Here is a 17,170-nt window from a genome sequence, read left to right on the forward strand (position 1 = left end):
CCCTCGCCGATCCGCACCGTGCCGGGGATGTCACGGGCTTCATAAACGCGCCGTGGGGCACGCCGGGGTTGTTGGTGGGGGGAAGTGGAGTACTGTGGAGGACACGCCATCCTTGGCCAGAAGAAGTGGGGGGCATTACGTGTTCCTCGGCACCCATTCCCCCAAGCTCGACGAGAAGGGCCGCGTGATCCTCCCCGCCAAGTTCCGCGACGAACTCTCTTCCGGAGTCGTCGTCACGCGCGGCCAGGAGCGGTGCCTCTACGTGTTCAGCCAGGCCGAGTTCGAGGTGATGCACGAGAAGATCAGGCAGGCACCCGTCACGAGCAAGCAGGCGCGCGACTTCCTCCGGGTGTTCCTCTCGGGAGCGAGTTCGGAGACGCCGGATAAGCAGAACCGCATTACGCTCCCGGCTCCGCTGCGCTCCTACGCAGGTCTTGACCGCGATCTGACCGTGATCGGAGCGGGCAACCGCGCCGAGATCTGGGCTCAGGACGCCTGGGAGAGCTACCTCCAGGAGCAGGAGTCCGTGTTCTCTGACACCCAGGAGGAGGTGATCCCCGGCCTGTTCTAGCTCCTGTCGCGCGACTCCCAGCCACTCGGCGCCCGGACGCACCTTCCCCGGTGTCCGGACGCGAGGTGGATGGGGATCGGACGACAGGAACGGGACGGCGGGACCGCCATGGCAGAGAACACTCCGGACGACGGCGTGCGCCCGACCGAGCAGCGACACCTCCCCGTGCTGCTCGAGCGCTGCGTCGAGCTCCTCGCCCCGGCGCTCGGGCGTGAGGGCGCCGTCGTCGTCGACGCGACGCTCGGCATGGGCGGCCACTCGCTCGCGCTGCTCGAGCGCTTTCCCGGCCTGCACCTCGTCGGGCTCGACCGCGACCCCGAGGCGTTGCAGCTGGCGGGGGAGCGGCTGGCGGCTCACTCGTCTCGGATCGACCTCGTGCATGCCGTGTACGACGAGCTGCCCGACGTGCTCGACGAGCTGGGCATCGACGCGATAGACGGCGCGCTCTTCGACCTCGGCGTCTCCTCGCTTCAACTCGATGAGACCGAGCGCGGTTTCTCGTACTCGAGGGACGCGCCGCTGGACATGCGGATGGACTCGACCGCTCCGCTGACCGCGGCAAGCATCCTCGCCGACTACACCGAGGGCGACCTGCGCCGGATTTTCCACGAGTACGGCGAGGAGCGGCTCGCCGCGCGCTACGCCAAGAAGATCGTTGAGGCTCGCCGCGAGGCTCCGCTGGAGCGCTCCGGTCGGCTGGTCGAGATCATCCAGGCCGCGACCCCGGTCGCGATCCAGCGCAACGGGCACCCCGCCAAGCGGGTGTTCCAAGCGCTGCGGATCGAGGTCAACCAGGAGTTATCGGTGCTCGAGCGCGCCGTCCCCGCCGCTCTCGGGCGGATCAACGAGGGCGGACGCATTGTCGTGGAGGCGTACCAGTCCCTGGAGGACCGCATCGTCAAGCGCGCGCTCCAGGCCGCGTCCTCCTCGACCGCCCCAGCCGGGCTCCCCGTGGAGTTGCCCGAGCATCGACCCGAGTTCCGACTCGTCATCCGCGGCGCTGAACTCGCCTCCGACGACGAGAAGGCCCGCAACCCCCGAGCGACACCCGTGCGATTGCGCGCGGCCGAGAGGATCAGGAGCACCGCATGAGCGCCACCGCCGTCATCGACCCCGCCGTCATCGACCCCGCCCGCCGGACACGACCCGAGGAGGCGACGCCTCGTCCCCGGATCGAGGCCGTCCCCGCGGGCACGTCGCGCGCGCGTCCCAAGCTGGTCCACGGGATCGTCGCTGTCGCCGGCCTCTTCGCGATCATCGTGGTGCAGCTGCTCGTCAGCGTCGGCCTCTCGCAGGGGGCGTACCAGATCTCGGCTCTGCAGACCGAGCAGCGGACGCTGAGCCGCAGTAATGACGAGAAGCAGGACGCGGTCGACACGCTGAGTTCGCCGCAGAACCTCGCGAACGCCGCGCGGGGACTCGGCATGGTGGCGAACACGGCCCCCGTCTACCTTCGCCTGTCCGATGGAGCGGTGCTTGGCGACCCCGCATCGGCCGCCGCGAGCGAGGTGGGCGGTTCGGTCGCCGCGCCCCTGGTGCCCAACGCCCTGGTGCCGGCTCTTCAGCCGGGAGCGGCCGCCGCGAGCGCGTCCTCCCCGGGTCCGGACGGAGCGGCCGTACCGTTGCAGGGCGAGCTGCCGGCGCCGATCACCCACTGACGCACCGAGCCGCGGACAGCCTCCGGGTGGCCGCTGAAGCGCTCCATGACGATCATCTGGACCCGACGAACGGCGGCCCGACCGCCCGGAGCAAGAAGGACACCGCCGCAGTGAGACACCACCGCTCGAGCAAACGCCGCACGGCAGTCACGTTTGTGATCATCCTCGCCGTCGTCGGCCTCTTCGTCGGCAAGCTTGTCGACATTCAAATCGTGCGTGCGGACGAGCTCACTGACGCCGCAGCGGAGAACCAGTCGAACAGCGTCGTCACCTATGGCACCCGCGGACCGATCGTCGACCGGGCAGGCACGGTTCTCGCGGACACGACCACTCGGTACCGGCTGACCACCTCGCCCAAGAACGTGGCGGAGTTTCCCCGGGTGCTCGGCGACGGGCAGAAGGTGATCGTCAGCGTTCAGCAGGCCGCCGCCGAGATCGGCGCGATCACCGGCCAGTCGATCGAGCAGATCACGGGCGCGGTCAGCGCGGCGCTGGCCAAGGACAGCAAGGCCAACTACCTGGTGCTTGTCGACGGCCTGGACCTCGACGCCTACCAGAAGCTCGTCGCGCTCGACATTCCGTGGACCTACTTCGAGACGCAGCAGGGACGCAGCTACCCCAACGGCGCGGTCGCGGGCAACGTCGTCGGCTATGTCGGAGCCGACGGAGCAGCCCAGGAGGGAATGGAGTACGGCGAGAATACGTGCCTCGCCGGGCAGAACGGCTCCGAGAGTTACGAGCGCAGCGCCGACTACGTGCGCATCCCCGGCAGTACCGTCTCGGAGGCCCCGGCAGTCGACGGCGGCACGCTGAAGCTGACCCTCGACTCTGATCTCCAGTACTACTCGCAGCAGGTCCTCTCGAAGCGCGTCGCCGAGGTGGGAGGCAGCTACGGCATCGTCGTCGTTCAGGAGGTGAAGACCGGCAAGCTGCTGGCCGTCGCCGAGACCCCCACCGTCGATCCGAACAACGTCGAGGCCAGCGCCGCCGCGGATCGTAGCTCGCGTGCCTTCCGCGCGCCGTTCGAGCCGGGCTCCACCTTCAAGCCGATGACCGCGGCGATGCTGATCGACCAGGGTCAGGCGGACCCGACGACCCAGGTCGTCGTGCCGGACAGCTTCGAGAAGGACGGGGCGTCGTTCAGCGACGACTGGTCGCACTCGCCGACGAACTACACGCTGACGGGCATTCTCCGGGACTCCTCAAACGTCGGCATCTCGATGCTCGGCTCGCGCCTCTCGGCCGAGAAGCGTCACGACTACCTGCAGAAGTTCGGCCTCGGCACGCCGACCGCCAGCGGCTTCCCGGGGGAGGAGGGCGGCCTGCTCTCGGACTACCAGGACTGGGACAACCAGACGAACTACACGACCATGTTTGGCCAGGGTGTCTCGGCCACCGCCGTGCAGGTCGCCGGCATCTACCAAACACTCGGTAACGGTGGTGTGCGGATCCCGGCACAGTTGATCGATGGCTGCACCACGGCCGACGGCTCGGTCGTCGATGTACCGGATGCGACGGGCACGCAGGTGGTGTCAAATTCGGCCGCGAAGCAGGTTGTCGACATGCTGCAGACTCACTACGCCGAGGGCTGGCTCGCGAAGGACGTCCACGTCGACGGCTACAACATCGCCACGAAGACGGGTACCGCGCAGCAGCCGGACGGCAAGGGCGGCTATTCCAAGAGCTACACCGTGTCGCTCGCCGGGCTCGCCCCGGCGGAGGACCCGAAGTACGTCGTGACGGTCACCATCGCGGATGCGGTTAAGATGAATACGTCCAAAGCCACAGCTCCGGTCTTCCAGCAGGTCATGACCCAGGTGCTTAAGAGCAACCGGGTAGAGCCCTCCACCGTGCCGCCGGTGAACTACCCCAGCACGTGGTGACGGCGGCCAGGACCGACCCCCGGTACGCACTAGCACGAGAGAAAGAGCGGGCATTGCACGACCCTCGCCCGCAGTCCTCCCTCCGTCCCGAGCACCCGGTGCCGCGGAGCCTCTCCCAACTCGTCTCCGAGTTCTCCCTCGGTCCGGTTCGCGGCGTCGAGGGCGTCGAGGTCAGCGGGATCACGCTCGACTCGAAGCAGGTCGAAGCCGGTGATCTCTACGTCGGAGTCGCAGGACGACATGCACATGGCGCGGCCTTCGCCTCGACCGCCGCCGCGTCGGGAGCGGTCGCCGTGCTGACGGATCCTGAGGGAGCGGAACTCGCCGCCTCCAGCGGACTGCCCGTCCTGATCACCCCTGACCCGCGCGCCGCCCTCGGCGATGTCGCGGCCTGGATCCACCGCACCGGCGAGGATGTGCCGACCCTTTTCGGCGTCACGGGCACCAACGGGAAAACCAGCGTCGTGTACCTCCTCGATGCTCTGCTGCGTCGCCTCGGAGTCGTCTCGGGCCTGAGCTCGACAGCCGAGCGTCGCATCGGCGACATCGCTGTCGTGAGCTCGCTCACCACTCCCGAGGCGACCGAGTTGCACGCACTCCTCGCCCGAATGCGCGAGTCTGCGGTCCGGGCCGTGTCGATCGAGGTCTCGGCGCAGGCGCTGAGTCGGCACCGGGTCGATGGCCTCGTTTTCGACGTCGTCGGATTCACGAACCTCAGCCACGACCACCTCGACGACTACGCCGATCTTCGGGAGTACTTCGAGGCGAAGGCCGACCTCTTCGACCCGGAGCGCGCCCGCCGAGGTGTCGTCACGGTCGACAGCGCGTGGGGCCGCGAGCTCGCTGAGCGCAGCCGCATCCCGGTCGCCACCCTGGCCAGTTCATCCGCCGTCGGGGTTGCCCCCGCGACGCCGGCCGACTGGGCGATGACGGTCATCGACGCCGCCGCGGACAGCACTACCTTCCGCCTCGACGGGCCAGAGAACCGCTCCGTCGTCATCACCGTGTCGCTCATCGGCTGGTACATGGCAGCCAACGCTGCGCTCGCGATCGTGATGCTGGTCGAGTCCGGTTTCGACCTCGACGCGATCACCCACGCGCTCGAGGAGAGTCGCCTCGACGTCTACATCCCCGGGCGCGCGGAGCTGGTGTCGGGAGAGCGCGGCCCTCGCGTGTACGTGGACTACGGTCACACTCCCGACGCGTTTCAGAACGCCCTCGAGGCGCTTCGTGCGCTGACCCCCGGGCGTCTCGTCATGATCTTCGGTGCGGACGGCGACCGCGACACCACCAAGCGGAGCGACATGGGCGCCATCGCGGCACGGCTCGCGGATGTCGTCATCGTTACGGACTTCCACCCGCGCTGGGAGGACCCCGCGGCAATCCGGGCCGTCCTGCTCGAGGGAGCGCGCACCGCCGCGCCCGACAAGGAGATCCACGAGATCGCCGACCCGCGCGCCGCCGTGCGGGCCGCCGTCGCGCTCGCGCGCGAGGGGGATTCGATCCTCTACGCCGGCCCCGGCCACGAGGACTATCAGGAGATCGCAGGAGTGCACATGCCCTATTCGGCCAGAGACGATGTCCGGCAGGCCCTGCGCGAGGCGGGCTGGTAGATGATCGCCCTCACCCTCACCGAGATCGCCGAGGCCGTCTCGGGCCGCCTGCACCTGGCCGGTTCCTCGGCCACCGCCGCGACCCTGATCGACGGAGCGACCGAGACCGACTCCCGCGAGATCGCTCCCGGCGGCATCTTCGTCGCTAAGCGCGGCGAGCACACCGACGGCCACCTCTTCGCTCCGGCCGCCCTCGAGCGCGGAGCCGCCCTGCTGATCGTCGAGCGCCCGCTCGACCTCGATGTGCCCCAGGTGCTCGTTGACGACTCCGTCGAGGCGCTGGGCGCCCTGGCGACGGAGGTCGTCCGCCGCGTTCGCGAGAGAGGTGTGCTGACAGTCCTCGGCGTGACCGGCTCGAACGGCAAGACGACCACGAAGAACCTTCTTCGCACCATCCTCGAGCGCACCGGCGAGACGGTCGCCCCGCGCGGCTCGTTCAACAACGAGGTCGGCGCTCCGATCACGATGCTCAAGGTTTCGGAGTCGACCCGTTTCCTCGTTGCCGAGATGGGCGCGAGCGCTCTCGGTGAGATCCGCCGTCTCGTGCGGATGGCGAAGCCGGATGTCGGCGTGGTCCTCGCGGTGGGCCTCGCCCACGCTGGAGGCTTCGGTGGGATCGAGCGCACGCTCGAGGCTAAGACCGAGATGGTCGCCGACCTCACGGCCGATGATGTCGCCGTGCTCAACGCCGACGACGGGCGGGTCGCCTCGATGGCTGGTCGCACCGCGGCACGCGTGGTCTGGTTCGGACGCGGCGAGAGCGCCGACGTCCGCGCCGTCGACATTGAACCGGCCGCGGATGGCACGCGCTTCACCATCGAGGTCCGAGCGGGGGAGGGTCGCGAGGCCGCCCGCGCCGACCTGCTCCTGCGCGTCCTCGGCGAGCACCACGTGATGAACGCCCTCGCTGCCACCGCTGCCGCGCTCTCCGTCGGAGTAGCGCTGCCCGCGATCGTCGAGGCGCTCGCGACGGTCACGCTTGCGGAGCGCGGCCGGATGGAGGTCCTCGGTGGCGAGGACGTGCGCGTCATCAACGATGCCTACAACGCCAGCCCCGACTCCACGGCCGCCGCGCTGCGCACCCTGGCGCAGATCTCGAAGCCCGAGGGGCGCACTGTCGCCGTCCTCGGCGAGATGAGCGAGCTGGGCGAGTGGGCGGATGAGGAGCACGACCGGGTGGGACTGCTGGCCGTCCGTCTCAACATTGCCCAGATCGTGGTGGTCGGCCGCGGTGCTCGCCGGATCCATGTGGCCGCCGAGCGTGAAGGGTCATGGAGCGGGGAGTCCGTCTTCGCCGAGACCTCCGACGAGGCGTTCGAGTTCCTCGAGGGGTACCTGCGCCCCGGCGACACGGTCCTGGTGAAGTCGTCGAACTCCGCAGGTCTCCGCTTCCTGGCCGAGCGTCTCGGGGAGCGCCACCGATGAGGGCCCTGCTGCTGTCCGGCGCGTTCTCGGGAGCCTTCACGCTTCTGATGACGCCCCTATTCATCCGACTCTTCCATCGCCTTCAGTGGGGGCAGTTCATCCGCGAGGACGGACCGAAGTCGCACCACGTGAAGCACGGCACGGCGACGATGGGTGGCATCGTCATCATCTTTGGCACGGTGGTCGGCTACTTCCTCGGGATGCTGTTCGGCAACCGCTCGCTCGCTCCCTCCGCTTTGCTCGTTCTTTTCATGATGGTCGGGCTGGGGCTCGTCGGATTCATCGACGACTTCCTCAAGACGCGCAATCAGCGCAGCCTCGGCCTGGGTGGCTGGGCCAAAGTCGCCGGCCAGGTGATTGTCGCGGCCGCCTTCGCCGTCATCGCGATCATGGTGCGGGACTCCAATGGACTCGCGCCGGCGTCAACCTCGATCTCGTTCATCCGCGACCTGCCGTTCGACTTCGCAGCGCTCGGCTGGATCGGCATCGGCCTGTTCGTACTCTGGATCTGCATCATCGTGACGAGCACCTCGAACGGCGTGAACGTCGCGGACGGTCTCGATGGTCTCGCAACGGGCGCGTCGATTCTCGCGATCGGGTCCTACGTCATCATCGGATTCTGGCAGTCGAATCAGTGGTGCTTCGACCAGCACCTCAACCCCGAGGTCCTCGACAAGTGCTACCAGGTGAGCGATCCGTTCGACCTGGCGATCATCGCTGCGGCGGTGTCGGGCGCGCTCGTGGGCTTCCTCTGGTGGAACACCTCGCCGGCGCAGATCTTCATGGGTGACACGGGCTCATTGAGCCTGGGCGGCGCGCTCGCCGCTCTCGCGATCCTCACCCGCACGGAGCTGCTCGTCATCCTGATCGGCGGCCTGTTCGTGATCGTGACCGGCTCGGTGATCCTGCAGCGGATCTACTTCAAGCTGACGCGGGGCAAGCGCATCTTCCTGATGAGCCCGCTCCACCACCACTTCGAGCTCAAGGGCTGGGCCGAGATCACCGTCGTGGTCCGTTTTTGGATCATCGCGGGAATCCTGGTCGCGGCCGGCGTCGGGCTCTTCTACCTGGAATGGCTCTCGCTGGCATGACCGAACCCGCCCGCCACGAGTCGGCCCGTCTCGACTCCCTCCGTAGCTGGCACGACGACTGGCGGGGACTGCGCGTGGCCGTACTGGGCCTCGGGGTCACCGGCTTCTCCGTCGCGGACACGCTGACCGAACTCGGCTCCGACGTGCTGGTCCTCGCCGACCGCGCGGACGAGGAGCGCGAGCACCTGCTCGAGGTCATCGGCGCGCGCCTGTACCGGGCCGAGCGCCTTGATTCCGTGCCGGACGAGCTGAGCGCCTTTGCACCGGAGCTCGTGGTCGTTTCGCCCGGGTTCCGGCCGACGCACCCGATCCTGCAGTGGGCAGCGGAGGCGGGCATCGCTGTGTGGGGCGACGTCGAGCTCGCGTGGCGCGTGCGCGACAAGGTCGTCCGCGCCGACGGCACGCCCGCCGACTGGGTGGCGGTGACCGGCACGAACGGCAAGACCACGACGGTGCAGCTCACCGCGACGATGCTCGTCGCCGGTGGCCTGCGCGCCGCCCCGTGCGGCAACATCGGGGTCCCCGTGCTCGATGCCGTCCGGGATCCTCAGGGCTTCGACGTCCTCGTCGTTGAACTCTCGAGCTATCAGCTGCACTACCTCGGCGCGATCGAGCCGATCGCGAGCGTGTGCCTCAATTTCGCTCTGGACCACCTCGATTGGCACGGCTCCGTCGAGGCGTATCGCGCCGCCAAGGGCAAGGTTTACGCCGGAACCCGCGTGGCCTGCGTCTACAACCGTGCCGACGCCGCTACCGAGCAGATGGTGCTCGACGCGGAGGTGACCGAGGGGGCTCGCGCGATCGGCTTCGGCCTCGGCGTGCCCGGCCCCAGCGATTTCGGGATTGTTGACGGAATCCTCTGTGACCGCGCTTTCCTTGAGGACCGCCGCACGAGCGCGCTCGAGATCGCCACGGTCGATGAGCTGGCCGAGCGGCACCTCGCGGCGCCGCACATCGTGCAGAACGTGCTCGCCGCCGCCGCCCTCTCCCGCGCGTGCGGGATCGAGGTCGGGGCGATTCGTCGGGCGCTGGCCACCTTCGAACTCGACGCGCACCGCATCGAGGTTGTGGCCGAGCACTCCGGAGTGACCTGGGTCGATGACTCGAAGGCCACCAACACCCACGCGGCGGATGCCTCCCTGCGGGCGTACCCGTCGGTGGTCTGGGTCGTCGGCGGGCTGCTGAAGGGCGTCGACGTCGATTCCCTCGTGGCCGCTCACGTCGACCGTCTGCGCGGTGCCGTCGTGATCGGTGCCGATCGCTCGGCGCTGCTCGGAGCATTCCGACGACACGCGCCCGCCCTCCCGGTCAGCGAGGTGGTCCCGGATGACACTGGTGCGGTGATGCAGGCGGCCGTCGAGGCCGCCGCGGCGCTCGCCCGATCGGGCGACGTCGTTCTGCTCGCACCCGCCGCAGCGTCGATGGACCAGTTCCACGACTACGCGGCTCGGGGTCGCTCCTTCGCGGCCGCCGTGGCGACACACCTGGGAGAGGGAGCCGATGACCGCTCCGACGACGAGCCGCCCCACGGGCCTCTCGCGCACTGAGCCGCGCGAGAAGGACCGGAGCGGAGCCCGCACTGCGCGGATCGTCCTCTCGAAGGTCTTCGCGTCTCAGTCGCCGAACTTTTACCTGCTCTTCGGCACCACTCTGTTCCTCGTCCTGTTCGGACTGACGATGGTGCTCTCCTCCTCGTCGGTAACGTCTTTCGTGGCGAGCGACGACTCCTTCGGTGGATTCCTCCGCCAGGGCGGGTTCGCGCTGCTGGGCATCCCGATGATGCTCGTCGTCTCGCGCATGCCGATCTCGGTCTGGAAGAGGGCGACACCCGTGCTGCTCATCGCCGGGTGCGTGCTGCAGTTGCTGGTCCTCTTCACCCCGCTGGGCGAAGCGGTCGGCGGAAACCGCAACTGGATCCGGATGGGCGCTTTCAGCATGCAGCCCTCCGAGATCATCAAGCTCGCTCTCGCGCTGTGGCTGGGGTTGCTCCTCGCACGGCGCTACCGCGATCCGAAGGACTGGAAGGACGCTCTCGTTCCCGTCCTCATCGTTGGCGGTGCCGCGATCGGGCTGGTCTTGCTCGGCGGCGACCTTGGCACCGTCGTGATCATGGCCGGGATCCTGTTCGCCGCGCTGTTCTACGCGAATATGCAGCTGCGGGTGCTCGTCCCGCTGGTGGTCGCCGCATCGATTGGCGCACTTGTGTTCGCCGTGTCGAGCGCCAACCGCCTCACGCGCATCATGTCCTTCCTCGGTGACTGCTCGAACGTCGACGAGTACCAGAATTCGTGTTGGCAGCCCGTGCACGGCACCTGGGCAATGGCCTCCGGTGGCATCTTCGGAGTGGGTCTGGGTAACTCCAAGGCCAAGTGGTCGTGGCTTCCCGCGGCCGACAACGACTACATCTTCGCGATCATCGGCGAGGAGCTCGGGCTGATCGGGGCGATCGTCGTGCTCGCGCTGTTCGTTGTGCTCGCGGTCGCGTTCTTCCGGGTCATTCATGCGTCGACCGATCCGTTCGTGCGCATCAGCACCGGCGCGATCATGGTGTGGCTGATTGGCCAGGCCTTCGTCAACATCGGAGTCGTGCTCGGGGTCCTCCCGGTGCTGGGTGTCCCTCTGCCGCTCATCTCCTCCGGAGGCACCGCCCTGCTCAGCTCGCTCCTCGCCATCGGTGTCGTCCTCTCCTTCGCCCGCACCCAGACAGCTCCGCTGCCGGGCGCGGCGGCGCGGCGTACGAAGAAGGCGGCAGAGTGACGCGCCACCTGCTGGCCGGAGGCGGGACCGCCGGCCACGTCAATCCGCTGCTCGCGACCGCCGACGAGATCCGCGCGCGCGACGTCGGCAGCGAGATCCTGGTACTCGGCACGGCCGAGGGGCTGGAGGCGCGGCTCGTCCCGCTGCGCGGCTACGAACTCTCGGTGATCCCGCGGCTGCCCTTTCCCCGCCGCCCGAACACTGCCGCCCTGCGCTTCCCTGGCGCATTCCGAGCCACGATCGAGGACATCGTGCGGACGATCCGCGAGCGGAGGATCGACGTGGTCGTGGGCTTCGGCGGGTACGCGGCGGCCCCGGCCTACCTCGCGGCGCGGCGGGCGCACGTGCCCTTCGTCGTGCACGAGGCGAACGCTCGCCCCGGCCTTGCGAACCGGCTCGGCGCGCGCTTCACCCCGTTCGTCGGCGTCGCCTTCGAGGGGACGCCCCTCCCGCACGCCCGCGTGGTCGGCATGCCCCTGCGCCGCGAGATCGCGCAACTCGATCGTGCCGCCGGGCGTGAAGAGGCGCGGGCCGCCCTGAGGCTTGACCCGGACCGTTCCACGCTGCTCGTGACCGGCGGATCCCTCGGTGCGCGGCGGATCAACGCGACGATCCATGACGCCGCGCCCGCCCTCCTCGCGACCGGTTTTCAGATCCTGCACATCACCGGGAACCGCGCTGAGATCACCGATCCCGGCATCCCCGGCTACCACCTGCTCTCCTACTGCGACCGGATGGATCTCGCCCTCGCGGCGGCTGATCTCGCGGTCTCGCGCGCGGGAGCGGCGACAGTCAGCGAACTCAGCGCCCTGGGCCTGCCCGCGGTCTACATCCCGTATCCGGTCGGCAACGGCGAGCAGCGCTTCAACGCACGAGGTGTCGTCGACGCCGGGGGAGCGATCCTGGTCGAGGACGCGGCTTTCGTGCCCGGCTGGGTCGAGCGCGAACTCGTGCCGCTGCTGGCTGACCCTGGTCGCCGCGAGGAGATGGCTCGCCGCGCCGCGCGCGTCGGTGTCCGCGACGGGTCGGGGAGGCTTGTCGACCTCATCGAGGCGAGTCTCGCCGCGCCGCGATGAGCACACTCCGCGCGGCTCCTGAGCGTGCTCGCGCCCACCGTCTACACTGATCCGGCGCGCGACGCGCGGCCCCTCCCGTGTCGAGCCGACCATCCGAAAGCGAGACCCCCGTGATCAAGCCCGACCTTGACATCACTGTCCCTGACGAACTTGGATCGGTCCACTTCATCGGCATCGGCGGCTCCGGGATGAGCGGGATCGCGCGCCTCTTCCACCACGCCGGCCACCGGGTGACGGGATCGGACGTGCGCGAGTCGCACCCGATCGAGCAGCTGCGCGAACTGGGCATCCCCGTTGCGATCGGTCACGACGCGGCGAACCTGGACGATGCCGAGGCCGTCGTCGTCACCTCCGCACTCTGGCCCGATAACCCGGAGTATCTGCTCGCGAAGGAGCGCGGCCTGCCCGTGCTGCACCGCTCGCAGGCCCTCGCCTGGCTGGTGCGCGGCAAGCGGCTCGTCGCTGTGGCCGGCGCTCACGGCAAGACCACTTCGACCGGGATGATCGTTACCGGTCTGCTCGGCGTCGATGCCGACCCGAGCTTCGTCAACGGCGGCATCATCGAGAGCCTCGGCACGTCCTCCGCGGCTGGCTCCGGCGAGACCTTCGTCGTAGAGGCCGACGAGTCCGACGGCAGTTTCCTGCTCTACGACGCCGCGGTCGCCCTGATCACCAACGTCGATCCCGACCACCTCGACCACTACGGCTCGCTTGAGGCGTTCGAGGAGGCGTTCGTCACCTTTGCGTCGTCCGCGAGCGAACTCGTCGTCATCTCCTCCGACGATCCCGGCGCGGTCCGCGTCACCGAGCGGCTCACGGGCCGCCGGGTGCTGACCTTCGGCGAGGCCGAGGGTGCGGATGTCCGTGTTGTCGACCTTGAACTGATCGGCCCCGTCGGCTTCTCCGTCGAGTACGAGGGCCGGCGCTACTCCGCCCGACTGCGCATCCCCGGCCGACACAACGCGGTCAATGCCGCGGGTGCCTTCGCGGTGCTGGTGGGCCTGGGCTTCGATCCGGCGGCGTCCCTCGAGGCCGTGTCGGCCTTCGGAGGCACGGAGCGCCGGTTTGAACTGCACGGCTCGGTCCGCGGGGTCAGCGTCTACGACGACTACGCGCACCACCCGACCGAGGTCGCCGCCGCTCTCTCCGCCGCGCGCACCGTCGTCGGCTCGGGACGCATCATCGCGCTGCACCAGCCCCACCTCTACAGCCGCACCCGCCTCTTCGCACAGGAGTTCGCCGAGACGCTCGAACGCTACGCCGATGAGACGGTCGTGCTCGACGTCTATGGAGCCCGAGAGGATCCCGAGCCGGGTGTCACCGGCGCTCTCGTCAGCGACAAGTTCGCCGATTCGTCGCGCGTCTCTTTCGTCCCCGACTGGGCGGAGGCGGCGCGCCGCACCGCCGAGATCGCGCGCGAGGGCGACTTCGTCATCACCCTCGGCTGCGGTGACGTGTACCGGATCATCCCGCAGGTGCTCGAGTCGCTCGGCGCGAGCGAGGACGCACCGGTCGCACGATGACCGCGGCCAGCAGGCGGTCGGCGCGCGGAGAGCGCTCGTGAAGCGGCCAGAGGGGACGCGGCCCCAGGTAGAGGAGCAGCCCACCGAGCCAATTCACCTCTCATCGCCGCTCCAGGTGACGGCGCAACCGTCGCCGCCACCCGCAGCGCACTCCGGTGGTGTCGGGGCTCGGATCGCCGCTGCTCGCTCAGCGTTGGCTAGCGTCCGCCTGCCCAGCGTTCGCCTGCCCGGGGCCGAAAACCGTGCCGTGAGGCGCGCCGCACGCGAACGGAGACGCTTCGAGCGCGGCGAGGTGCGCCGCTTCACGAAACGAGCCCGTCGTCGCCGCCTCGTCGCCCTCGTCGTCGCCGGCTCGCTTGTGGCGCTGGCCGCGGTGGTCGGGATCGCCGCGTACTCGCCGCTGATGGCGGTGAGGAGCATCGAGATCTCGGGTACCCAGCGAGTCGACGCCGCCGCCCTGCAGGGCGCGCTGGGCGACCAGCTCGGTGTGCCGCTGACGCTCGTCAACCGGGATGAGGTCGGCCGGGTGCTCGGAGCGTCACCGCTCATCCAGAGCTATTCGGTGCAGACGAGACCCCCCAGCACGCTCGTGATCGCCGTCGTGGAGCGGACGCCGCTCGGAGTGCTCGCTAAGGACGGGCGGTTCGATCTGGTCGACGCCGCAGGGGTCGTCATCGAGTCGGCCGATGCTGCCCAGGCCGGCTACCCGGTGCTCTCCACGCCGTCGGGCGACGCCTCCGGAGCCGGTTTCCGGGCCACAGCTCGGGTCCTGCAAACTCTGCCCGCGTCGCTGGCAGGTCAGGTCACCGTAGCGACGGCAACGACAGGCGACGACGTCTCGCTGACGCTCGCGAATGGGGCGAGGATCGTCTGGGGCGGCTCGAATGAGTCTGCTCTGAAGGCCGTCGTGCTCGAGAAGTTGATGGCCACGACCGATCCCGCGACGATCGCCTCGTATGACGTGTCCTCTCCCCAGGCCGCCGTGGTCGCCCCTCGGCCGTGACCTCCCACGGATCCGCTCGGCTCTTTGGCGATTGCGGGCGTGTCTGCTGGGAGCGCGCGCCAACTCCGCCTACCGTCGGAGCCGAACCCCAAATGCATACTCAGCATAACTTTAAGCCTCAACTACAGGTTTAAGGTTCAGCCCGGAGGCCGGAGACGTGACTTCAAACCAGAACTACCTCGCCGTGATTAAGGTCGTCGGCATCGGCGGTGGCGGCGTCAACGCCGTCAACCGCATGATCGAGCTCGGCCTGCGCGGTGTCGAATTCATCGCGATCAACACGGACGCCCAGGCGCTCCTGCTGAGCGATGCCGACGTCAAGCTCGATGTCGGACGCGAGCTGACCCGCGGACTCGGCGCCGGCGCCGATCCGGAGGTCGGCCGCCGCGCCGCCGAGGACCACGCCGAGGAGATCGAGGAAGTCCTCGCAGGCGCCGACATGGTCTTCGTCACCGCGGGCGAGGGTGGCGGCACCGGCACCGGAGGCGCGCCCGTCGTCGCGCGCATTGCCAAGTCGATCGGCGCGCTCACCATCGGCGTGGTGACCAAGCCCTTCGGGTTCGAGGGTCGCCGTCGGCAGACGCAGGCCGAGGCGGGCGTCGCGACGCTCAAGAACGAGGTCGACACCCTCATCGTCGTGCCGAACGACCGCCTGCTCGAGATTAGCGACCGCGGCATCTCGATGCTCGAGGCTTTCGCGACCGCCGACCAGGTGCTCCTCGCCGGTGTCCAGGGCATCACCGACCTGATCACGACCCCCGGCCTGATCAACCTCGACTTTGCCGATGTCAAGTCGGTCATGCAGGGCGCTGGCTCCGCGCTGATGGGCATCGGATCCTCCCGAGGCGCCGATCGAGCGATCAAGGCGGCCGAGCTCGCCGTCGCCTCCCCGCTGCTCGAGGCGAGCATCGACGGCGCGCACGGAGTGCTCCTCTCGATCCAGGGCGGGTCGAATCTCGGCATCTTCGAGATCAACGACGCCGCCCGCCTCGTGCAGGAGGCAGTGCACGCCGAGGCGAACATCATCTTCGGCGCCGTCATCGACGACACGCTCGGCGATGAGGTGCGGGTCACCGTCATCGCCGCAGGCTTCGACGGCGGGGAGCCGGGTGGTACTGCTCCGGCTGCCATCGCCCAGCCTCGGCAGCAGCAGAGCGCAGTGACCGAATCGACGGCTGAGCCCGCTCCGACCCCCGTCGCTGCGCCCCCCGCCGGGTCGATCTGGTCGAGCACTCCCGTCGCGGCCCCGGCCCCCGTCGCCGACCCGTCGTTCGACGATGATGAGAGTGACCTGGACATCCCCGACTTCCTCAAGTAGCCGTGTCCGATCCGGAACTCGCCGCGCGCTGGGCCCACGTCTCCGAGCGGGTCGTCGACGCGACCCGCTCGGCTGGTCGGGACGCGAGCTCGATCACGACGATCGTGGTGACGAAGTTCCATCCGGTGTCGCTGATCCGTGACCTCCTCGCCCTGGGCGTCACCGACTTCGGCGAGAACCGGCACCAGGAGGCGCAGGAGAAGTCGATCGAGCTCGCAGGCACCCCGGCGGGCTGGCACTTCATCGGCCAGCTGCAGAGCAAGAAGGCGCCGCACGTGCGTCGCTACGCCCGAGCCGTGCATTCCGTCGACCGCCTTTCCCTGGTGCCGCTGCTCGACGCCGGAGACGGCACGCTCGACGTGTTCCTCCAGGTCAACCTCACGGACGACCCCGAGCGTGGCGGGGCCGCGCCCGTCGATGTCGAGCCGCTCGCCGAGGCCCTCGCGGAGGCGCCCGGTCTGACTTTTCGCGGCGTGATGGCGGTCGCTCCGCTGGGGGAGGAGCCGCGCCCGGCCTTCGCCCGTCTGCGTGGCGTCTCGGATCGTGTCCGTGCGGTCGATCCTGCTGCGACAGCGATCTCGGCAGGCATGTCGCACGACTTCGCTGAGGCGATCGCGGAGGGCGCGACACACCTGCGAATCGGGTCGGCAATCACCGGAGAACGCCCCGCCCGCACCTAACCTCATGGTGACCCACCTGTGGGCGCAGACACGACACGGAGGACCCCCATGGCCAACCCGCTCAAGAAGACGATGGTCTACCTCGGACTCGCCGACGAAGAGGTCGGATACGAGCGAACCGAACCCGTCGAGGCGGCTCCCGCGGCGACGAACCGCTCGCCGCTCTCACCAGTGCACCCCGTCCCGCCCGTCGAGGCGGTACCGCAGCCCCGCGCGACGGTCACCCCGCTCCGCAAGTCCACCCCCCAGACCCCGAAGGCGACGGCACACGCCGAGATGAATGAGATCCTCACCGTCCACCCGAAGCAGTACCGCGACGCGCAAATCATCGCCGAGAACTTCCGCGACGGCATCCCCGTGATCATCAACCTCTCGCAGATGAGCGACGCGGATGCCCGCCGTCTAATCGACTTCGCGAGCGGTCTCTCGCAGGGCCTCTACGGCCGGATCGAGCGCGTCACGAGCAAGGTCTTCCTGCTCTCCCCCTCGCACATCACGGTCGCCGGCGACTCCGCCTCCGCCGAGAGCGACGCCGACGCGTCGTTCTTCGCGAAGTCCTGATCCTGGGGAGT

15 protein-coding genes are annotated in these 17,170 nt (G+C 69.0%); all 15 read left to right on the plus strand.

The window, feature by feature from the left end:
• Positions 1-139 precede the first annotated feature (139 nt).
• The 15 genes from mraZ (at position 140) to HRF29_RS00510 (ending at position 17,159) form a co-directional block, all read left to right on the plus strand.
• The gene (gene mraZ / locus HRF29_RS00440) at positions 140-571 is read left to right on the plus strand and encodes a division/cell wall cluster transcriptional repressor MraZ (protein WP_173245749.1); all 432 of its coding nucleotides are present in this window, start codon (positions 140-142) and stop codon (positions 569-571) included.
• Positions 572-679: 108 nt separating this feature from the next.
• Positions 680-1,663: a 16S rRNA (cytosine(1402)-N(4))-methyltransferase RsmH gene (gene rsmH / locus HRF29_RS00445; RefSeq protein WP_222929570.1), complete on the plus strand. Its 984-nt coding sequence runs from the start codon at positions 680-682 to the stop codon at positions 1,661-1,663.
• Entirely contained in the window at positions 1,660-2,229 is a 570-nt protein-coding gene (ftsL, locus tag HRF29_RS00450; RefSeq protein WP_173243070.1) for a cell division protein FtsL, read from the plus strand. Before rsmH ends, ftsL begins: the two co-directional genes overlap by 4 nt.
• A gap of 110 nt (positions 2,230-2,339) precedes the next feature.
• A complete protein-coding gene (locus tag HRF29_RS00455) occupies positions 2,340-4,112 on the plus strand; it encodes a penicillin-binding transpeptidase domain-containing protein (protein ID WP_173243073.1) in 1,773 nt (590 codons plus the stop codon).
• Positions 4,113-4,165: 53 nt separating this feature from the next.
• Positions 4,166-5,725, plus strand: coding sequence for a Mur ligase family protein (locus HRF29_RS00460; RefSeq protein ID WP_173243076.1), 1,560 nt, complete (start codon positions 4,166-4,168; stop codon positions 5,723-5,725).
• Complete coding sequence (locus tag HRF29_RS00465) at positions 5,726-7,150, plus strand: UDP-N-acetylmuramoyl-tripeptide--D-alanyl-D-alanine ligase (RefSeq protein WP_173243079.1); 1,425 nt, start codon at positions 5,726-5,728, stop codon at positions 7,148-7,150.
• Positions 7,147-8,241 (plus strand): phospho-N-acetylmuramoyl-pentapeptide-transferase, encoded by a 1,095-nt coding sequence (gene mraY, locus HRF29_RS00470; RefSeq protein ID WP_173243082.1) that lies wholly within the window; start codon positions 7,147-7,149, stop codon positions 8,239-8,241. Before HRF29_RS00465 ends, mraY begins: the two co-directional genes overlap by 4 nt.
• Positions 8,238-9,788, plus strand: a complete 1,551-nt coding sequence (gene murD, locus HRF29_RS00475) for a UDP-N-acetylmuramoyl-L-alanine--D-glutamate ligase (RefSeq protein WP_173243085.1) — start codon at positions 8,238-8,240, stop codon at positions 9,786-9,788. Before mraY ends, murD begins: the two co-directional genes overlap by 4 nt.
• Positions 9,742-10,998 carry a putative lipid II flippase FtsW gene (ftsW, locus tag HRF29_RS00480; protein WP_173243088.1) on the plus strand — a complete coding sequence of 419 codons (1,257 nt, stop codon included), beginning with the start codon at positions 9,742-9,744 and terminating at the stop codon, positions 10,996-10,998. Before murD ends, ftsW begins: the two co-directional genes overlap by 47 nt.
• Positions 10,995-12,074, plus strand: a complete 1,080-nt coding sequence (murG, locus tag HRF29_RS00485; protein WP_173243091.1) for an undecaprenyldiphospho-muramoylpentapeptide beta-N-acetylglucosaminyltransferase — start codon at positions 10,995-10,997, stop codon at positions 12,072-12,074. Before ftsW ends, murG begins: the two co-directional genes overlap by 4 nt.
• Positions 12,075-12,184: 110 nt before the next feature.
• Complete coding sequence (gene murC / locus HRF29_RS00490; RefSeq protein WP_173243094.1) at positions 12,185-13,597, plus strand: UDP-N-acetylmuramate--L-alanine ligase; 1,413 nt, start codon at positions 12,185-12,187, stop codon at positions 13,595-13,597.
• 247 nt (positions 13,598-13,844) lie between these two features.
• The gene (locus HRF29_RS00495) at positions 13,845-14,600 is read left to right on the plus strand and encodes a cell division protein FtsQ/DivIB (RefSeq protein ID WP_173243097.1); all 756 of its coding nucleotides are present in this window, start codon (positions 13,845-13,847) and stop codon (positions 14,598-14,600) included.
• A 157-nt stretch (positions 14,601-14,757) separates the two neighbouring features.
• Complete coding sequence (gene ftsZ, locus HRF29_RS00500) at positions 14,758-15,918, plus strand: cell division protein FtsZ (RefSeq protein WP_173243100.1); 1,161 nt, start codon at positions 14,758-14,760, stop codon at positions 15,916-15,918.
• Positions 15,919-15,920: 2 nt separating this feature from the next.
• Entirely contained in the window at positions 15,921-16,598 is a 678-nt protein-coding gene (locus HRF29_RS00505) for a YggS family pyridoxal phosphate-dependent enzyme (RefSeq protein ID WP_173243102.1), read from the plus strand.
• A gap of 48 nt (positions 16,599-16,646) precedes the next feature.
• Positions 16,647-17,159: a cell division protein SepF gene (locus HRF29_RS00510; protein WP_173243105.1), complete on the plus strand. Its 513-nt coding sequence runs from the start codon at positions 16,647-16,649 to the stop codon at positions 17,157-17,159.
• Positions 17,160-17,170: the final 11 nt, after the last annotated feature.

The organism is Rathayibacter agropyri (genome assembly GCF_013249015.1).
Taxonomy (GTDB): domain Bacteria; phylum Actinomycetota; class Actinomycetes; order Actinomycetales; family Microbacteriaceae; genus Rathayibacter; species Rathayibacter agropyri.